Source organism: Acinetobacter bouvetii DSM 14964 = CIP 107468, from assembly GCF_000368865.1.
Classification (GTDB): Bacteria; Pseudomonadota; Gammaproteobacteria; order Pseudomonadales; family Moraxellaceae; genus Acinetobacter; species Acinetobacter bouvetii.
In genome coordinates this window covers 30,136-50,292 of record NZ_KB849726.1, presented here as the reverse complement: position 1 = coordinate 50,292, position 20,157 = coordinate 30,136, and the positions used below count along the sequence as shown (strand labels likewise).

General features: G+C 45.1%; 17 protein-coding genes. 7 read left to right on the top strand and 10 right to left on the bottom strand.

Annotation, left to right across the window (positions count from 1 at the left end; all coding sequences use genetic code 11):
• The first annotated feature begins 53 nt into the window (after positions 1 to 53).
• Both F941_RS03220 and F941_RS03215 read left to right on the top strand, forming a co-directional pair.
• A complete protein-coding gene (locus F941_RS03220) occupies positions 54 to 1,091 on the top strand; it encodes a class I SAM-dependent methyltransferase (protein WP_005007832.1) in 1,038 nt (345 codons plus the stop codon).
• Positions 1,088 to 2,551: an amino acid permease gene (locus tag F941_RS03215; protein ID WP_005007828.1), complete on the top strand. Its 1,464-nt coding sequence runs from the start codon at positions 1,088 to 1,090 to the stop codon at positions 2,549 to 2,551. The genes F941_RS03220 and F941_RS03215 overlap by 4 nt, the downstream gene beginning before the upstream one ends.
• 607 nt (positions 2,552 to 3,158) lie before the next feature.
• On the opposite strand, the gene omp38 is transcribed toward F941_RS03215, so the two are convergent.
• Positions 3,159 to 4,199, bottom strand: coding sequence for an outer membrane protein Omp38 (gene omp38, locus F941_RS03210; protein WP_005007826.1), 1,041 nt, complete (start codon positions 4,197 to 4,199; stop codon positions 3,159 to 3,161).
• Between the two features lie 381 nt (positions 4,200 to 4,580).
• Between omp38 and F941_RS03205 the strand changes: the two genes are divergently transcribed.
• From F941_RS03205 to F941_RS03195, 3 genes are all read left to right on the top strand, one after another.
• Positions 4,581 to 5,102, top strand: a complete 522-nt coding sequence (locus F941_RS03205) for a GspH/FimT family pseudopilin (RefSeq protein ID WP_005007822.1) — start codon at positions 4,581 to 4,583, stop codon at positions 5,100 to 5,102.
• A gap of 109 nt (positions 5,103 to 5,211) precedes the next feature.
• Positions 5,212 to 6,387, top strand: a complete 1,176-nt coding sequence (locus F941_RS03200) for a thiolase family protein (protein ID WP_005007816.1) — start codon at positions 5,212 to 5,214, stop codon at positions 6,385 to 6,387.
• Positions 6,388 to 6,600: 213 nt separating this feature from the next.
• Positions 6,601 to 7,047 (top strand): VOC family protein, encoded by a 447-nt coding sequence (locus tag F941_RS03195; protein ID WP_005007813.1) that lies wholly within the window; start codon positions 6,601 to 6,603, stop codon positions 7,045 to 7,047.
• A gap of 103 nt (positions 7,048 to 7,150) precedes the next feature.
• Here F941_RS03195 and F941_RS16855 read toward each other — a convergent pair whose 3' ends face one another.
• From F941_RS16855 to F941_RS03155, 8 genes are all read right to left on the bottom strand, one after another.
• Complete coding sequence (locus F941_RS16855; protein WP_228128326.1) at positions 7,151 to 7,357, bottom strand: hypothetical protein; 207 nt, start codon at positions 7,355 to 7,357, stop codon at positions 7,151 to 7,153.
• Between the two features lie 56 nt (positions 7,358 to 7,413).
• The gene (ygiD, locus tag F941_RS03185) at positions 7,414 to 8,007 is read right to left on the bottom strand and encodes a 4,5-DOPA-extradiol-dioxygenase (RefSeq protein ID WP_005007810.1); all 594 of its coding nucleotides are present in this window, start codon (positions 8,005 to 8,007) and stop codon (positions 7,414 to 7,416) included.
• A 115-nt stretch (positions 8,008 to 8,122) separates the two neighbouring features.
• Positions 8,123 to 9,367, bottom strand: a complete 1,245-nt coding sequence (locus F941_RS03180; RefSeq protein ID WP_005007807.1) for a hypothetical protein — start codon at positions 9,365 to 9,367, stop codon at positions 8,123 to 8,125.
• 76 nt (positions 9,368 to 9,443) lie between these two features.
• Complete coding sequence (locus F941_RS03175) at positions 9,444 to 9,929, bottom strand: DUF934 domain-containing protein (protein ID WP_005007804.1); 486 nt, start codon at positions 9,927 to 9,929, stop codon at positions 9,444 to 9,446.
• A complete protein-coding gene (locus F941_RS03170) occupies positions 9,922 to 11,565 on the bottom strand; it encodes a nitrite/sulfite reductase (protein WP_005007802.1) in 1,644 nt (547 codons plus the stop codon). The genes F941_RS03175 and F941_RS03170 overlap by 8 nt, the downstream gene beginning before the upstream one ends.
• 250 nt (positions 11,566 to 11,815) lie before the next feature.
• Positions 11,816 to 14,218: a glucose/quinate/shikimate family membrane-bound PQQ-dependent dehydrogenase gene (locus F941_RS03165; protein WP_005007794.1), complete on the bottom strand. Its 2,403-nt coding sequence runs from the start codon at positions 14,216 to 14,218 to the stop codon at positions 11,816 to 11,818.
• 207 nt (positions 14,219 to 14,425) lie between these two features.
• Positions 14,426 to 15,646: a carbohydrate porin gene (locus F941_RS03160; protein WP_018572672.1), complete on the bottom strand. Its 1,221-nt coding sequence runs from the start codon at positions 15,644 to 15,646 to the stop codon at positions 14,426 to 14,428.
• Between the two features lie 178 nt (positions 15,647 to 15,824).
• Complete coding sequence (locus tag F941_RS03155) at positions 15,825 to 16,943, bottom strand: CaiB/BaiF CoA transferase family protein (RefSeq protein WP_005007791.1); 1,119 nt, start codon at positions 16,941 to 16,943, stop codon at positions 15,825 to 15,827.
• A 210-nt stretch (positions 16,944 to 17,153) separates the two neighbouring features.
• Here F941_RS03155 and F941_RS03150 point away from each other — a divergent pair, with 210 nt between their 5' ends.
• A complete protein-coding gene (locus F941_RS03150; RefSeq protein WP_005007790.1) occupies positions 17,154 to 18,164 on the top strand; it encodes an AraC family transcriptional regulator in 1,011 nt (336 codons plus the stop codon).
• A gap of 99 nt (positions 18,165 to 18,263) precedes the next feature.
• Here F941_RS03150 and F941_RS03145 read toward each other — a convergent pair whose 3' ends face one another.
• A complete protein-coding gene (locus F941_RS03145; protein ID WP_005007787.1) occupies positions 18,264 to 18,722 on the bottom strand; it encodes an NUDIX hydrolase in 459 nt (152 codons plus the stop codon).
• A 224-nt stretch (positions 18,723 to 18,946) separates the two neighbouring features.
• Between F941_RS03145 and F941_RS03140 the strand changes: the two genes are divergently transcribed.
• Complete coding sequence (locus tag F941_RS03140; RefSeq protein WP_005007785.1) at positions 18,947 to 20,152, top strand: acetyl-CoA C-acetyltransferase; 1,206 nt, start codon at positions 18,947 to 18,949, stop codon at positions 20,150 to 20,152.
• Positions 20,153 to 20,157: the final 5 nt, after the last annotated feature.

The following is a 20,157-nucleotide window of genomic DNA, read 5'->3' as shown; positions in this document are numbered from 1 at the left end:
TGCACGGCGCCCAGCATTGTCTGGGCATCGTTTTTACTTAGGAGTAACAATCAATGGATCCAAGAAGTGAAGTGGTTCTTCGGCAGCAGGATTATCTGACGGGTTCTGTACTTTTTGTCAATGCGCCATGCGATGAATTGCAAGCGCATTTGCCTTCACAGGTCGATGCCCAGTTTTGGACATGGAATTACAACGAATCCCTGTACTTTCAGAAGCAGCAGGCCCCTATTCATTTTGGCATCGAACTGCCTGAAGCCGATTTTGAACAGGCGGTCATCTTTGTTCCCAAATCAAAAGAACTGCTGAATTATGTGCTGCATAATGTGCTCAGCCGTTTGAAAATTGGCTCATCTGTTTTTTTAGTCGGTGAGAAAAAAGGCGGTGTTGAACGTGCAGCTAAACAGCTGCTGCCTTATGGCAGCGCCATTAAACTGGACAGCGCGCGCCATTGCCAAATGTGGCAATTGACCAGCAGCATCCGTACAGAACTGAAGCCGCTTGCAAGCTGGGTGCAGGAATATACAGTCCCTACCCCAAATGGCGATTTGAGCATTTGCGCACTGCCGGGTGTCTTCAGTCAAAGCAAGCTGGATGTCGGCACAGCTGTTCTTTTGCCTTACCTTTCAAAAGTAACGTCAGGGAAAATTGCTGATTTTGGCTGCGGTGCAGGGGTCATCAGCGCCTATTTAGCCAAGCTGAATCCGAAAAACCGTATTTTCGCACTCGATGTGGATGCATTTGCTTTAGCCTCTACACAGCTGACTTTTGAGAAAAATAATCTTTTGCCAGAACAGCTTGAGATTAAAGCAGTCAGCGGCATTGAAGATGCGCCGCTTTTTTTGCATGCCATCGTCAGCAATCCCCCATTCCATCAAGGCATACATACCGATTACAATGCCAGTGAAAATTTATGCAAGACCTCGCGCCGCCACCTGAAATCAGGCGGTGAGCTGTGGATCGTTGCAAACCGTTTTTTAAATTATCCTGTATTAATTGAGCAAAATTTTGGTCAGTGCATTACAAAAACGGATCAGCAAGGCTTCAAAGTGCTCTTCGCCAGCACTCAAAAAAATCTTAAGGAACAACGATGAGCGAAACCTCTCAACCGGCGCATCTCCAGCGTAAGCTTGGCGCCCGCCATCTGAATATGATCGCAATCGGCGGTTCTATCGGTACAGGTTTATTCCTTGCTTCAGGTGCAACCATTGCGAATGCCGGCCCAGGCGGCGCTTTATTGGCCTACTGCCTCATTGGCGTGATGATTTACTTCCTCATGACCAGTTTGGGCGAATTGGCGACACACAACCCGACTTCTGGCGCTTTCTTCACTTACGGCACAAAGTATGTTGAAAGCGGCTTCGGTTTTGCGCTGGGCTGGAACTACTGGTACAACTGGGCTATTACCGTGGCTTTTGAACTGGTTGCGGTACAGTTCATTATGAAATTCTGGTTCCCCGATATTCCAGGTTTCTATTGGAGCGCCATCTTCCTTGCTGTCGTGTTTGGCATTAACGCGTTGTCGGTAAGAGGTTTTGGCGAGAGCGAGTTCCTTTTCTCCTTAGTTAAAGTCCTGGCGATTATCATTTTTATTGTCATTGGCATTTTTATGATTTTTAAAATCATGATGACGCCTAATGTCAGCGTTTTTGCAAACTGGACCAAAGGCGAAGCGCCTTTTGTTGGAGGCTTATCCGCCCTCATTGGTGTCGCCATGATTGCCGGTTTCTCTTTTCAGGGCACCGAAATGGTCGGTGTGGCGGCTGGTGAATCTAAAGACCCGCAAAAAACCATTCCTATTGCGATCAAACAGATTTTCTGGCGCATCCTCTTGTTCTATGTGGTGTGTATTTTCATTATCGGCACACTGATTGCATATGATGATCCGCGCTTATTGCAAGCCGCGTCCAGTGAAAATATTGCGCTGTCGCCTTTCACGCTGCTGTATGAAAAAGCCGGTTTTGCCTTTGCCGCCGGACTGATGAATGCCGTGATTTTAACTGCAATTTTATCTGCCGGTAACTCAGGCATGTATTCCTCTACCCGCATGCTGTTTGATATGGCGAAAAACGGCAGCGCGCCCAAAATTTTCTCCAAATTAAATGCCCGCGGCGTTCCAATGAATGCATTATATGCAACCACGGTAATTGCGGCGCTTTGCTTCTTAACCACCTTCATTGGCGAACAAGCGGTATTTAACTGGCTTCTGAACATGTCCGGCATGTGCGGCTTCATCGTGTGGCTGGGGATTGCCGTATCGCATTACCGCTTCCGCAAAGGATATTTAGCGCAAGGCCATAAACTGGAAGATCTTGCATACCGTGCGAAATTCTTCCCTTTCGCGCCTTGGTTTGCCTTTATTCTTTGCGCCATTGTGGTATTGGGCCAAAACTATCAAGCCGTTCTGAATGGCGATTTATTAGGTGTCATTTCAACATACATCGGCATCTTCTTATTCTTAGTGATTTGGCTAGGCTACAAGTGGAAATACAAGGCCAAACTGGTGTCTTACCAAGCGATGGATGTTCGCCCAATGAACATTGACCGCGAGTAATTCCATTCCCGGATTACGCTCAGCGCTTATAAAAAAACAGTCTTCGGACTGTTTTTTTATGTACAGCATAATCGATCTGCACTCTGTAAGAGCATAACCTGCTGACTGATTTATTCAGCTACAGTACCAACAAAAACCTTGATCATCGATAACAATGGCCAGCCAATAGATTGCTTTTTGACACTTCACTACAGTTTTAATACCGCCGCTGGCACAGCATCAAAAACGATCAAATCACAAATCGCGCGTTCATCTATTGCGTTAATCCATGCATGATTGCCAGCTGAGTCAAAAAATGCCATGAAGCATAATCACAACGCCTTCTTCTGCATGCTGTATTTGCCGAGAAGCCAATGCTGAAGGCCGTCATCTGCATCTGGTTGCCGCTTTTTTTCGCTGTTTAAACGCCATATTGATGAAGCCATGCTGAAAAATCATCTGCACGGCAAAAAGCTTATCGTTGGCGGCCAAGTTCTATAAGGATTTAGCCAGCGCTAAGCTTACACTCAACCTGCCTGTTCAATGACAACGGCTAAAATCATTCTAAAAATAATAAGCAATAAAAAAGCAGCCTTACGGCTGCTTTTTAGATCAGTTCAATAATAAATTATTGAGCTTGTTGACCTTCTACAACAACTGTACGGCTGCCAGAGATAGTCGCGAATACACGACGGTTCATAGCACGGCCTTCTTTAGTGTTGTTGTCAGCAATCGGTTGATCCCAAGCGAAACCTTGAGTAGTCAAACGAGATGCATCAACGTTGTAGTCATTTACAAGTGCAGATTTAACAGAGTTAGCACGAGCCAATGACAAACGTTCGTTCAATGCGCGTGGACCAGTGTTATCTGTGTGGCCTTCGATGCGAGCAGTAGCGTTTGGATATTCAACTAACTTCTCAGCAACTTTAGCGATTTCTGGCTTGTATTGATCTTTGATGTTTGATTTGTTTGTATCAAAGAACACACGAAGTTCCATGTTCAGATCTTCAGTCAACTCTTGTGGAGCTGGAGCTACAGGAGCTGGAGCTACAGGAGCAACTTCTACCACTGGAGCAGCTGGTTTCAAGTGACCGCCAAGAACTACGTTAAGACCTGCCAAAGCAGTGTAGTTCCAGAAATCTTCGTCGATGTTGTAAGTCGCGCGAGCTTCAGTACGTAGAGACAAAGCATCGTTTAAGCGCCAGAAAGCACCTAGGCCAGCATTACCCAAAGTACCTTCTTCCTCTAAACCGCGAGTATCACGGCCAGCAGCTGAATCAAGTTCGTATTTGTAGTGACCAGCACCTAATAATACGTATGGCTTGATTTTGCTGTCGTAGTTTTTAGTGATCAAATCAGAAGTAGCATAGAAGTTACCATTGATTTGAGTTTGTTTGTATTCGCCTTGGTTTTTATCTGAATCACCTTTTACTTGGTTGTATTCAGCTTCAAAGCCTAACCATGGAGTTAGTTCAACACCAAGCGCAGCGCCAACGAACAAGTCGTCTTGAAGCTCTTGGCCGCCATTAGTCAAGTTGCCACGGCTGTTGTTGTGCTCAGAATCTTGGAAAGTGTAACCAAGCATTAATGGAGTAACAGTTACGCCTGCGTTTGCAGCTGCTAAAGGAGCAGCTACGAGCATTGCTAATGCAATACGACTCATTTTCATGGATTTATCCTCCAGAGATAAAAATTGTTGTTCAAGCTTAAGCCTAAATAAATTTGGCTATCCTGAGATAGGCTTTCTAATACCCCAGTTTTATTTTTAAGCTATTCACGTTGAATCATACAAACACTTTATTCTTTTTCCAAGTGCTTGATTAATCTAATCAAGTAAATTATTGACAAAATTACTTACAATTTCCGTTGTAATTCGGTAATTTTTTACTCAATTTATTCTTGTGAATCGCCTATTGTCACTTGCCTTTATTTTAGCAGTTTTATCAATTCTTGAGTAATAAAATTAACTGCTCTGTATAAGCAAGCATCAAAACCCTTTACTAATACCACGATTTTTATAAAAACAATATATAACAACAGGTCTAATTTCATGTTTTCTCTAATAAAAAATGGCTTTACATTATTTGAGCTCATAATTTCAATTGCTGTTTTAGCCATCATCACCGCAATCGCTTTACCGCATTTTCAACAGCTCATGGCCGAACAAGAAGTTAAGTCAACTCTTTCCAAACTAGCCTTAGCAAACAGGTCTGCAAAAAATTTAGCGCTTGTGCATCGCGCCAATATTGTGATTTGTCCAAGCAAAACATTGACGCAATGCGAACCTACAAACTGGAACAGCGGCTTCATTGTATTTATCGATATCAATAAGAACCGGCTCGTAGACAGCGCGGAAAAGGTTTTACAAACCGAAGTGCTCGATCTGAAATATGGCTCTCTGGACTGGAAAGGAACACTCAGCATCCCCAGCCTTACCTTTCAAGCCCTATCCGGTTTGCCGATTGGTTCAAATGGCGGCTTTTATTACTGCTCATTGATGGGGCTGCCTCATCAAAAATTAAATCTCAGTAAAATGGGACATACACGAATTGAAAATATCAGTGCTTGCTAGAACTCATGGGTTTCATTCTGCACACCAATTGCGCTTTATTCTGTGAGATTTTTCAATATACTGCTCGGGTTAGGATATTTTTTAATTAAAAAATTTAGGAGAAATAACAATGACGGACATCGTAATTGTAAATGGCGCACGTACGGCTATGGGCGGTTTTCAAGGCAGCCTTTCTGGTTTAACAGCGCCTCAATTAGGCGCTGCGGCAATTAAAGAAGCTGTTTCTCGTGCAGGCTTGCAGCCGAACGATGTTGAAGAAGTCATTATGGGCTGTGTCCTTCCTGCCGGCTTAAAACAGGGCCCAGCGCGTCAGGCAATGCGTCTGGCTGGCCTACCAGATTCTACAGGCGCAGTCACTATTAATAAGCTGTGCGGTTCAGGCATGAAAGCCGTCATGCAGGCAGCCGATATGATCAAAGCAGGTTCCGCCTCTATTGCTGTTGCCGGCGGCATGGAATCTATGACCAATGCGCCTTATGTACTGACTAAAGCGCGCTCAGGCTACCGCATGGGCCATGGCGAAATCAAAGATCATATGTTCCTAGATGGTCTTGAAGATGCTGAAACAGGCCGTTTAATGGGTTCTTTTGCGCAAGATATGGCAAATACCAAGGGCTACACCCGCGAACAAATGGATGATTTTGCCATCCGCTCTTTAAAACGCGCGCAAACCGCGATTACAGAAGGCTATTTCGCCGATGAAATCGTGCCTGTAACCGTTTCTTCGCGCAAAGGCGATGTCGTTGTCGATAAAGATGAACAGCCGTTCAATGCCAACATCGACAAAATTCCGACTCTGCGCCCTGCTTTTGCCAAAGACGGCACCATTACGGCAGCCAACGCCAGCTCAATTTCAGACGGCGCTTCGGCTTTGGTGTTAACCTCTGCTGAGCATGCAGCCGCCAAAGGTTTAGCGCCGTTGGCTAAAATCGTGGCTTATGCATCTAACTCGCAGCACCCTTCTGAATTTACCATTGCACCGGTTGGCGCGATTCAAAAAGTGTTAAATCAAACTGGCTGGAATGCACAAGATGTCGATCTTTGGGAAATTAACGAAGCCTTTGCCATGGTTACCATGTGCCCAATGGATGAGTTCAAACTGGATGCCGAAAAAGTCAACATCAATGGCGGCGCTTGCGCATTGGGCCACCCAGTAGGTTCGACAGGTTCACGCATTATCTTGACGCTGATTCATGCGCTTAAGCGCACTGGCGGCAAAAAAGGCATTGCTGCGCTATGCATCGGCGGCGGTGAAGCGACTGCAGTTGCGATTGAAGTGCTTTAATGCTTTTTAGCCTTCCTGAGTAAAGGGCGATTTAGAGGGATTATTCTTTAATCCTCCCCTAACCCCTCCTTTAATAAAAATAAAGGAGGGGGACTGAAAATCCCTCTGTAAGAGGGATTTTTTATGCTTACATTTTTTAATAGATTCATCATTTAAAGTTCAGAAAATCGTCCTAGAATTGAAGGGAAACAATAACAAAAATGGATGTTCACTATGCAGCTGAATCACTATCTGAACTTTAAAGGCGATACTGAAGCCGCCTTTAACTTTTATAAATCCGTGTTTGGAGGAGAGTTTTCCGCGCTGATGCATTATGGCGACATGCCCGCCCAAGAAGGCGTATCCCTCTCTGATGATGATCAGCAGAAGATTATGCATGTCTCGCTGCCGATTAATGAATGTACCGTGCTGATGGCATCAGACGTCAATGATCAATTCTGCGCTCAAACCAACCAGCCCTTTACTGTGGGCACCAATCACTATATTTCGATCAATTTAGACAGCAGTGAACAGGATAAAGCGAAGCAGCTGTTTGATGCACTGTCAAAAGGCGGTTCGATAGAAATTCCGCTAGATAAAACCTTTTGGGGCGCACTGTACGGCGCATTTACCGATCAATTCGGCATTAAATGGATGGTGAATTGCCAACTCGAAAACTAGTCGCTCATATACAATCAATCTTGTTTTCAAAATAAAAAAAGCGACCTGATTTTAGGTCACTTTTTTTAATGTCTTTTCTTTTTTAATGCCTTGAAAATGTGATTTAAGCTGTTTGATCTAACCGAAATGAAGTCATGGTCAGTGATCCACCTACAGCTTTCGCATTAAAAATACTGAGTTCATCCTGTTCTTCTTGCAATGCCAGTGCATACAGCATTGGATAGTAATGATCAGGTGTCGGGATCGACAATTGGAAAGCCGAGCCTTGCTTGTCCCAATCAATCAGTGCTTGATGATTACGATCTAACAAAAAGTTCTGCATTTTTTGGTCAGCGTCTAGTGCCCAATCAAAACCATATTCACGGTTTATTTTATCAAATGCCACACACGGCCCAAGTTATGAACCAAATTTCCACTGGCCACAATCAGCACACCTTTTCGGCGCAAGCCTGCAAGCTGTTTCGCGAGATCATAATGATATTGCGCACCTTGACTATAATCGATGCTCAACTGCACGACAGGAATATTCGCTTCTGGAAAAACATGACACAGCACCGCCCAAGTCCCATGATCTAAGCCCCACTCATGGTCGTGATGAATATCAATGCTTTTAATTGCATCTACCGTTTCATCCACCAAAGCTTGATTGCCCGCGGCTGGATATTGCATATCAAACAACGCTTGTGGAAAGCCACCAAAATCATGAATGGTCCGAGGCATTTGCATTGCAGTAACCGCAGTACCGCCTTGTGTCAGCCAATGTGCCGAAATACATAAGATTGCCGTTGGAGCTGTCTCTAAATTTGCTCCGATTCTATTCCATTCACGGGTAAATTCATTGTCTTGAATCGCATTCATGGGTGAACCATGCCCTAAAAACAGCACAGGCATGGGTGCAGTATGTGGAAGTGTTGCATTCCAGTTTTTGAGAAGGGATAAATGACCTGTTGGCATGTGCATAATATTCACCTATATGATCGATGGTTTTATTATGCAAAGTTCATTCATGTATCGATAGCCAATTTAGATCAATACAACATTTCAAAAATAGAACGCTGAACTATTAATAATTACACTATTCGACTTCCAACATACTTTCTAAATTACTTAAAGTAGGAGCACTATAAAAACCTTGATTAGATTTCTTTAAGATTCCTGTAAATATCAAACGAGACAACTCACTTTCAGGTAACTGTTTTATTCGATTGTAAGGTTTCAGATCCCATTCTTCCGCAACAGCTTTCTCACCTTGATTTCGACATGAGGCAACTACCATATTCATGGCATGTTTTTTCGTATAATCACCCGATTGGTAAGCTCGTGTACTATTTGCCACCGCTCTAAAAATAATATTATAAATTTGCCCAACGGAAAAAACTTCCAGTAATTTATTAAAAGTTGCCGTAGTAATCTCCCCTATTACTGGACTATATCCAACATCATTCATCTGATAAGTAAAATAGCTTAGTACCTCATATAAAGCTAAATCTTGCCAAATTTTTAATAGCTCTTCTATAGATTCACAAATTTCGATTTCTGGATGCAATAATCTTTCAATAAGAAAACTATATTTATCATCATGATCGATATTTAAGCGATATTTCACCTCATAAGTATAATAACTGTTTGGAATCTGATCCTCATCAAATACAAAAGTATCCACTTCTGAATCAATTGATGGAATAAGAATACTTCTTGAAGTTAAATGCCTAATCAGTTTTGTTGTTAATTCATTACTTGGAGTTAAAGGCAGCAAACTGTTTTTAATTGGCGCAATATATTTTCCATCTTCAGATAAACAATTCCGAACAATAACGCTAAGAAAGATTTTTTCTGTTGCTCCTAATTCACTTTCTTCGATTTTTTTATATCTGTCGGGATTATACTCTTTTGTAATAGCCTCTCTTTTAGATAACAAAACTCTTTTCTTTTGAGCCTCTGCTAGAATTCTTTTTTCATTTTCAGCTCTTACACAAGCATCACATTGGCAAGAATAACCATTAGGCTTGTGACTACATTGAACACATTGAGCTGTTTGTTCCTCTAATAAACCATAACTATAAGTTTTACTTTGAAGTTCAAAAACAACTTTTCCACCACAATGACTACAAAAGTCAGCATAAATTAACGGTAAAAGCTTTTTGAATTTGGATGGGATAGTATTTATTGAATAAAGCTGGAGAATTTCTTTTACTGTTTTATCACTTTTATAATCAGAAATTAAGGATAACAGCTCGATTTCAGTAAGATGGCTTAATTCATTTGAGAGATTATCTAAACACAAGTTTTCTAAAGTTAATTCTTTTATACTACGAATCATATACATCTCCATTATTACAGAATTAGCATATAAAAAAAGCTGGACCTAAGTCCAGCTTTTTCAGTTGCTTAAATGATTAAGCCCCTGTTTGATAATGCGCTTGCGGCACAGCAGTCGACGCTTGGTAAGGATTGGTAAAATCACCTAAACCTGCAGCAGCTTCCTGAATGTCTTTGCCTTCTTTTACAACAAAAGAATCAAAGCCTGAACGTTTCATATAGTTCAATACATCTTTGAATACATCGCCAGTTGCGCGCAACTCACCTTGATAGCCTTGACGGCGTAAAAGTGCAGCAAATGAATAGCCTCGGCCATCATTAAAACCAGCAAAATCAATAAAGATGGTATCTAATTGATCAAGCGGGAATGTATTCACTTCTGGAGATGCATCCACAGTAATGAATAAGCCTTTTTTACCCGTTATATTCTGCAGCTGATCCAATTGCGCTACCGTCAAAACCACATCGCCTTGCGGCAGCGCGCCATCTTCACCAATCACTTGATAAGTATTGTCTGCAACAGAGCCGTCTTTAGAGAGGACTTGAAGTGCTGTATTAAGCATATGCGCGCTCCTTAAATGGCTGAATGCCGACACGGCGGTAAGTTTCAATGAACTCTTCGCCTTCTGTACGCAAATCTAAATACGTATTCAGGATTTCTTCGATGATGTCTGGAACCACTTCAGCCGCAAATGATGGCCCAAGGATGTCACCAATCGATGCATCATGGTCTGCATTGCCGCCCAAAGTGATTTGGTAGAACTCAGCGCCTTTTTTATCGACGCCTAAAATACCGATGTTGCCGACATGGTGATGGCCGCAGGCATTCATGCAGCCTGAGATATTCAGGTCAATGTGGCCAAGGTTGTACACCGTATCCAAATCATCAAAACGGCGTGAAATCGCTTCAGAAATTGGAATAGATTTCGCATTGGCCAATGAACAGAAGTCACCGCCTGGGCAGCAGATAATGTCGGTAATGAAACCGATATGCGCGCGGGCAAGGTTGTTCTTTTCAAGAATCTGCCACAACTCAAACAAGTCTTTTTGCGGCACATCCACCAAAGAAATGTTTTGTTCATGCGTTGTGCGCAATTCACCAAAGGTATATTTGTCTGCAAGGTCAGCAATCAGGTTCATTTCTTCAACCGTCATGTCGCCCGGCGCAACGCCTGCGCGTTTCAATGAAATCGTAACGATGCGGTAGCCTGAAACTTTATGCGCATTGGTGTTGATGTTGAACCATTGCTTGAATTTCGGCTCAGCCGCAAACTGCGCAGCAAAGTCTTCATCTGCATAACCTTGATAATCAAATGGCGTGAAGTTTTCATCCATTTTCTTTAAGGTATCGGCATCAATTTTTAAGGTTTTGATGGTATGGGCAAATTCAGCTTCGACTTTTTCTGCAAATACCGCAGGCGTTAACGCTTTCACTAAAATTTTGATGCGCGCTTTGTATTTGTTGTCGCGGCGGCCATGCAAGTTATACACGCGAAGCACCGCTTCTAAATAAGCGATTAAATCTTCACGCGGCAAGAAGTCACGGATAAAGCTGCCGATCACTGGCGTACGGCCTAAGCCGCCGCCGACTTTAATTTTATAGCCCATTTCGCCAGCTTCATTGCGCACGATATAGACTCCAATATCGTGGAATGAGGTTGCTGCACGGTCAATTTCTTCTAATGCAGACACTGCAATTTTGAACTTACGCGGCAGGAAAGCAAATTCTGGGTGGAATGTCGACCATTGACGGATCAATTCACATGTCGGACGCGGGTCTGCAATCTCACCAGCAACGACACCTGCATATTGGTCTGTTGTAGTGTTGCGGATACAGTTGCCCGACGTTTGAATGGCATGCATTTGAACCGATGCAAGCTCTTGCAGCATGTCCGGCACATTTTCCAGTGCAGGCCAGTTAAACTGAATATTTTGACGCGTAGATACGTGCGCATAACCGCGGTCATAGTCTTTTGCCAGCGATGCAACTTTGCGCAACTGTTTCGAATTCATTAGACCGTAAGGCACTGCAATACGCAGCATCGGCGCATAGCGCTGAACGTATAAACCATTTTGAAGGCGCAGTGGACGGTATTCATCTTCCGTCAATTTTCCTGCTAAATAACGTTCCGTTTGATCGCGGAACTGTGCAACACGTTCATTAACCAGTTGCTGGTCAAAATCAGTATATAAATACATGGCGTACAGCTAGTAATTTCTATTATAACGATGCACAGCATAACGAGATTTGATCTATCAAGAAAATGCGTTTTTTACATATTTCATAGCGGTTTTATTGATAAGGATATAGGGATTTCACTGATATAAAGCCTTTCGGCGCTTTTCATTCTATTTTTATCAATATTGATTATTTTATTCATTCTTTAGCATTTTTTCTCATAACAAAAAAGCCTGACGAATCAGGCTTTTTTCAACATGAGTTCAATGCTTATTTTTTATCCGGCAATGCATAGGCCACAATTGAGTCGCCCATCTTGGTGCCGAATGAACCGTGACCGCCCGCCATGATCACGACATACTGCTTGCCGTTGGCTTCATAAGTCATTGGCGTCGCTTGACCGCCAGCCGGCAAACGGCCTTTCCACAATTCATCACCATTGGTCACATTGATCGCGCGGATATAATTATCCTGAGTGGCGCCAATGAACATGACGTTGCCCGCAGTTGAGATTGAGCCGCCGAGCATTGGCACACCCATTTTAAATGGCGGCAATGGAATGCCCGGCATACTGTCACGGATCGTGCCGATGCGTCGTTTCCAAGCTGTTTCATGGGTATTCAAATCGACACCGGCAACATAGCCCCAAGCAGGCTGTTTGCACGGCAAGCCAAACGGAGACAAGAACGCGCTGATTTCAACGCCATAAGGCACGCCGTACATCGGCTGCACGCCAGCTTCGGTGCCTGCGCCTTTAGCGGTTTTAGGCCGGTTTGGATCTTCAGGAATCAGCCTAGACACAAATGGCAGACCAATTGGATTCATCACTGCGATTTGACGGTCCGGATTTACAGACATGCCGCCCCACTCAAACACGCCTAAATTCCCTGGGAAAACTAAAGTACCATTTTCTGAAGGCGGTGTATAAATGCCGTCATAGTTCAGTTTTTTGAATGACACACGGCAGATCATTTGGTCAAACATGGTTGCGCCCCACATTTGCTTATCTGTCAATTTATCTTTCGGCGCCATATCAAAATCAGAGAATGGCTGTGTTGAAGAATAGCGCTCGCCTTTGGTCTGCGGACCGCGTTTTACCGTTTGCGGTACTGGACGCTCGGTAATCGGCACAACCGCTTTACCTGTACGGCGGTCTAAAACAAAGGCATTGCCTGTTTTAGTCAACACATAGATCGCAGGAACCATATTGCCTGATTTATCTTTAATGTCCGCTAAAGTCGGCTGTGACGGCACATCCATATCCCATAGATCATGATGGGTGGTTTGGAAATTCCAGATCAGCTTCCCTGTGGTCGCATTCAGTGCCAGCATTGAGTTGGCATAGCGCTCATCCAATTCAGTGCGGTTGCCGCCCCAGATGTCCGGTGTGCCGACACCTGTTGGCACATACACAATATCCAGTTTGGCATCATAAGCCAAAGGCGCCCATGCATTAGGTGAATTATGCACAAATTTCTGACCCGGCGCGGGAATCGCATTCGGATCTTCTGCACCAGTATCAAAGACCCAAAGCAGTTCGCCGGTATTGACATCATAGCCGCGAATCACACCGGATGGCTCTTCGGTAGAATAGTTATCGGTGGTTGAGCCGCCAATAATAATGGTGGTTCCTGTCACCACGGGCGGAGAAGTCGGGATATAGCCGCCTGGATAAGGAAATGGCATATCTTTTTGCAGATCCACTTCACCGCTATGTCCGAAGTCTGAACATGGCTTGCCGGTATGTGGATTCACCGCAACTAAACGGCCGTCATTGACCGGAAGAATGACTTTTTGAGGGCATTCAGCAGAAGCCGTTCTTTTAGCCGCCAAACTGGCTTCAAAGCCTGCAGTATTATTGGCATCGTAATATGAAACGCCGCGGCAAGTTAAATGCTGATAGGTATTATCGGCTTTCAGCTTCGGATCAAAGGTCCATTTCGCCTTACCGGTAACGGGATCAAGCGCAGTCAATTTTTGGTGGGTTGTACAGATGTACATGTTGTCGCCCACTTTAATTGGCGTCACCTGATTGGTGGTCTCGCCAGAATCATTCTCCGTTTTAAATTCTCCCGTATGATACTCCCAAGCCACTTCAAGGTTTTTGACGTTATCCGAGTTAATTTGCTTTAACGGAGAATAACGCAAGCCTGACTGCGTACGGCCATACGCCGGCCAGTCTTCATCCGCAACACCCGGAATCGGCTGTGATACGGCAGGCTGTTTGGTGCTTAACTCGCCGCGGATTTCCTGAGGATCGTTAAATACAGAATAGATCATCACAGCAATGGTAATCGCCAATGCGCCTGTCAGCGCTATTTTTGCGCCTTTGCTATGGTCAAAACCGCGGGTGACTGCAGGAATCAGCAGCCACAAACCAAATACGCCTAAAATATCGAGGCGCGGCGCCAGAGCGAAAAAGTCTGAACCGACTTCCCATAAGCCCCAGACAACGGTTCCTAAAACCAGTGCCGCATAGACGATCAATGCTGAACTTTTTAATTTCTGCAGCAAGACTGCAGTCGCAATGAAGAGTAAACCTGCAATGATGTAGTACCAAGACCCGCCCAGCACTGCAAGGTATATCCCTCCTATCAGCAGAATCAAACCAAACAGCGCGGCTATGGCCGCGGTGAAAGTTTTAAATCCTGAACCCGAAGACGGAGTACCCATATAAGCCACCTTTTTCTTAGATTCTTTTTAAGCTCATCCTTTGTGAAAACAGAGCTGAGCGCCTGAATAGTTTTTAGATTTTAAGTATCTGCCAAGCCATTTCAGCCCACAGGTCAAAATGCTGAGCATGAACAGCTTTATTGTTTTCAAGTCAAATGAATCCAGTATTTGCCGCTGATGCCTGGCAAATACTTACGGATCTAGAAACTAAAATGCGGTCTGGAATTTAATTCCGCCGACCCATGCATTTTCACCATTTTTATATGCGCCAACATGGCGGATATATTGAATATTGGGGCGCACTGTCAGCCAATGGGCTGCATGAATGCCATAATAAATTTCAGCGTCGTATTCTTCACTTTGCAGGCCGCGCGCATCGACTGTGCTATTGGCAATATTGGCGTCATTCACATCATCATTAATACTGATGCGCCCGAGTCCAATGGCTATTTCATCCTGCGGGCGGGCATCGAAAGCGCCTTTGTAAACCAGGCCGATATTCTGCATATCCCTGACGCGGTTGGTATCAGCATCATGCACAGTCAGGTTAGCAAAACCGCTTAAACCGCGTGACGCATCATCTTTATGCGCCGTCAGCTGCTGCTTCGCGACAATCCAGCCGCCTTGATGATGATCTTTTGCATTGACAGCGCTGTGAATGACATCTGCATCCGCCGTGCTGTAGTAATAGCCGGCGCGGTATTCACCCGGAAGCGCTGCAGCGCCGGCTTTAGGCGACCAAACTACTTCTGCCGGAATGATTGCGCCATGTGAGCCATCGGTGCTTAAGTTCCAGCCTTTACCGCGCTCCAGATTTTCAGGGTTGTATTCATACACTCCCACTTGCGCAAATAAATCTGGACGGATGCTGTATTTTATCCGAGCCGCCCATTGGCTGACCGGCCAGTTGTACCATTGATCACCGACCCAGTTGCCGACTTGCGAACCGCAGAGCGCCAAATTTTGAAAATCACAGTCAAAGCTGTTGAAATCCTCGCCTTCACCAAACCGGCCGGCCTTTACATCCAGTTTTTGATCGAGGAATTTTTTCTTGATCCAAAAATCAGTTAAGCGCCAAGTTTGACCGCGGCCCCACACTTCTTGAACTGAGCTTAAATGCCCGTTCAGCGCATCAGAAGTTTGCGATAATGAATGGCCGTTACGCTCCGTCACGGTGATTTGCGCTTCAGTGTCTTGCCAGCCGAGAATTTTTTCTAAATCCAGATGAGCGCCAATTGCGAATTGATCGGCATATTCAGTGCCATGGCTGGATGAATGTTTTGCATCCAGCAATGTGGCCATTTCTCCGGTATATCCGAAGCTGAAATCATAGCCTTTTTGCTGCAAATCACTGCGCTGGCCATTCCAATCGCCAAACATCCAAGGGCTTTCAGCGCTGAAAGCTTCGGCAGCAGAAACACTTTGCATTCCTAGACTGAAGGCGCAAAGGCTGAGACAAAAACACCAACTGTTTCTTAATCTATTCATAATTGGTGACCTTTTCTATCTTTTTACTCATGTGAACAATACGCTTAATTCGTATAAAATCGCATGTTTTTGTTATTTCAAAGCCACTAAGCCACACCAATTATCATAATAAGAGATTTTACAATAAATCATAGCCTAATGATTTTCCTATAAATTCGTACCTTATTTTTGATCGTGAAAACTTAATCGGACAAGCTAATTGTTGTTCGTTTTTTGTACTCCCCTCTTGCAGCGGTACAGAAACCAGCCAGCCCCGCTCATCCGAAAGCGCGGAATGCAAAGCCTCATGCAAACTGAGTACAGGCTCAACGCATACATCCTGAGTTCTAAACATTTCATTCCATTCAGAAAAATCTTTAGTCAGCATCTTTTTCTGAATCTCCCGCTTAACAGCTGCCCGGTCTTCTGGAGCAAAGGATGCGCCTTTTTCAGCCACGATCGGCAACTCTAAAATCTGCGCCAAACCCAGCATAAATTGCGGTTCTAAACTGCCGATGGATAAATAGCGCCCATCGCGGGTTTGGTAATAATCATAAAATGTGCCGCCATTTAAATGTGAATGCTCTGGCTGCTGCCGCTCATTGCCTGCGATTTCCGCAGCCGCCGCCATATTGTTTAAGGCCACGGCGCAATCCGTCATGGAGATATCAATATACTGGCCTTGACCGCTTCGGCTGCGCTCAATGACTGCGCTCAAAATAGCAATCACGGCATGCAGCGAACCGCCGGCAACATCTGCAACCTGAATGCCCAGCGGAGGCGGCCCGCTGTCCTGACGGCCGCTGTGCCCAGCAATGCCCGATAGCGCCAGATAATTAATGTCATGCCCGGCGCGGTCTTTATAGCTGCCCGTTTGACCATAGCCGGTCACCGAGCAGTAAATTAATTGCGGATGAATTTCGGCAAGTGTTTGATAATCTAGGCCTAAGCGCTGCATGACCCCTGGCCTGAATTGCTCAACAACAATGTCGTATTCAGAAATTCTGGATTTCAGCAATGCAATACTGTCAGGGTCTTTTAAATCCAAAGCCACGGACCGCTTATTGCGGTTTAAGTAATTGTGCGATGCGGCCTGCCCATTGGAATACGGCGGCATCAGGCGTACAAGATCGGGGCGTGTCGGTGATTCAATATGCACAACTTCAGCGCCCATATCCGCCAAATACATGGTGGCGAATGGGCCTGGCAGCAGAGTGGAAAAATCAAGGACTTTCAAACCGTTTAGCGGATAATTCATTGGGTTTTTACTCTATTTATGTTGCATTTTCAGGCATATTAGAAATATAAAAGATTCAACACAATGTCATGTTCAGCCATTTACCTTGATAGTTTCGGCAATTTAACATGTGAAAATGGTAAATTTACTGTTGTAAATTGCCATACATACATTTTTTAGCGTCATTTAGGTCAAGCAATAGTGAACATTAAAGAGACTGAAGGAATTAACATGAGTCGCGATACGATCAGTATCCATTTCGTCAACGCCGCCCTGTCTGGTGTAAAGCGCCTTGGCATGGATGTCGAAACTTTATTGTCTCACGTTGGCATCGAGGCAGAGCTTCTGCGTCAGCCTAAAGCGCGTATTTCACCTGAACAGTACACCCGCTTCATTAAGATGCTGTGGATGGTGACGCAGGATGAACACGTCGGTTTTGATATTCAGCCGCGCCGTTTGGGCACTTTTGCCATTATGTGCCAGTTGATTATTCATGCAAAAACATTAGGTGATGCACTGGAGCTGTCCTCGCAGTTTTATAAATTATTTGGCGATGAATGGTCTGTTTCACTGGAGCGCGATAAGCACGAAGCGCGCTTAGTGCCCTTAATTCCAAAATCCATGGACCCGGATCATTTCATTACAGAAAGCATGCTGATGATTTGGCATGGCTTAGCGTCTTGGCTGATTGAACGCCGCTTGCCGCTGGAGCGTGTGCATTTCGGCTACAGCCGTCCAGAGCATGCTGACGAATACGATGCGCTGTTTTTTGCACCCGTGATGCAGTTTGATGCGCCGCGTACCGAAATTACTTTTGCAGCGGATTATTTAGATCTGCCGATTCGCCAAAATGAAGAATCTCTGGAAGAATTCTTAAAGGCGGCGCCTGCGCAATTGCTGGTGAAATTTAAAAACACCAATTCTTTAACGTCTCGCATCCGCGAAGTGCTAAAGAGCCAAATTGGTGAAGAAATGCCGACGCTGAATGATGTTGCATCGATGCTGTATCTTTCACCGCAAACACTGCGCCGCCGCTTGGCTGCTGAAGGCAAAAGCTATCAAGGCGTGAAAGACGCCTTGCGCCGCGACGCCGCCATTCATTTATTACTCAATCCAGCATTGACTCTGGAAGATGTGGCGCAGCAAGTCGGTTTCAGTGAAACCAGCACCTTCCACCGCGCATTTAAAAAATGGACTGGGGTAACCCCAGGCCTATACCGCCAGCTGCATGGTTATCATTAAGCCAAACTGTGGATAATTTTTGACTTATCCACTGAAGACAGTTTTTTTACAGAACAACTGTCCTCGCCCAAGCAACATGCTTGGGTTTTTTATGCCTTTTCAGCTGTTTAGCGCTATGCCGCATAGCAAAGGCTGAAACAACAAAGACTCTATGCCTTGCGGATAAATTGGCAGTTTCAATGCCTCCAGCCCTTGCGCACTGTACCATGCAGCGCGGTATACGGAACCATCTGACTCTTGGCCCATAATCTCCCGCATTGCATAAATGTGACGGTCAGAAAATTCGGCAGCATACACAAATACAATCTCATGCCCCTGCTGCCCATCAAAACTGAAAATATTCTCCAGCACCTGAAGCTGCTGCACGTGCTGAATCTCTTGCTGAATTTCTTCCCGCACTTCACGCCGAATTGCATCAACCGCACGCTCTCCAAACTCTATACCGCCGCCAATCGGCATTAAATAATGCTCATTCTTTGCAGAATCAAAACCTTGAGTTAAAAGTACGCGTCCATGGTGTCGAAATAAACACACCGCTTTACCCCGTATATTTTTCATGTTTCTCCCCTTCTCCATTCGGCATAGCTTAGCACGCGCATCAAAGAGAGGCTTAAAACATCATTTTGAGATCCCTGCGCTTTATTTTATTTAAGCCATATGCTCAGGATGAAAGTGGCAAAAAACCTCAAGTGATCTGAGCCGTTCTCGTCATTGCACTTCATTAATTAATCATTACACTCAAAAGCACATAAAAATTTTAATGCAGCAATTAAGGATAAATTATGAGTGAGGCTTACATCATTGATGCCATCCGCACACCGCGCGGCAAAGGGAAAAAAGACGGTTCATTGCATGAAGTAAAACCCATCAGTTTATTAACGGGGTTGCTCAATGAACTCAAAGACCGCCATCAATTTGATACCGCCGCCGTCGATGACATTGTTTTGGGCTGCGTCACGCCGATTGGCGATCAGGGGGCCGATATTGCCAAAACCGCGGCTATTGCTGCCGGCTGGGACAATGATGTTGCTGGTGTTCAGATTAACCGTTTCTGCGCATCAGGCTTAGAAGCTGTGAATTTAGCGGCGCAAAAAGTCCGTTCTGGCTGGGAAGATCTCGTGGTTGCCGGCGGCGTCGAGTCGATGTCCCGCGTGCCGATGGGTTCAGACGGCGGCCCTTGGGCGCTGGATCCTGAAACCAATATGGCCTGTGACTTTATTCCGCAAGGGATTGGCGCCGACCTGATTGCCACCATTGACGGCTATACGCGTGCCGATGTGGATGCCTTTGCTGCAGGCTCGCAAAAGAAAGCCGCTGCAGCCCAAGCCAATGGCTACTTTAAGCGTTCCGTTGTGCCTGTACAGGACAAAGCGGGCGTGACCATTTTAGCCAAAGACGAATTTATTAAACCGAGCACGACAGCTGAGGGCTTGGGCAAACTGAATCCAAGTTTTGCCATGATGGGGCAAATGGGCTTCGACGCCATTGCCCTGCAAAAATACCCTGAAGTGGGTGCAGTCAATCATGTGCATCACGCAGGCAACTCATCAGGAATTGTCGACGGCGCTGCGGTGCTGCTGCTGGCTTCTGAAAAAGCGGTCAAAGAACAAGGCCTCAAACCGCGTGCCAAAGTGCTGGCAACAGCTTTAGTCGGCACAGACCCAACCATCATGCTGACCGGCCCTGCACCTGCTGCCCGCAAAGCTTTAGCCAAAGCAGGCCTGACGATTGATGACATTGACCTGTTTGAAGTCAATGAAGCCTTTGCCGCTGTAGTGATGCGCTTTATTACCGAACTCAAGGTTGATCCTGCCAAGGTCAATGTGAATGGCGGCGCCATTGCTCTAGGCCATCCACTCGGTGCAACGGGCGCGATGATCTTGGGCACTCTGCTGGATGAACTGGAACGTCAAGGCAAAAAACGCGGCTTAGCCACTTTATGTGTCGGCGGCGGGATGGGCATCGCTACAATTATTGAATTGGTATAAGGAGA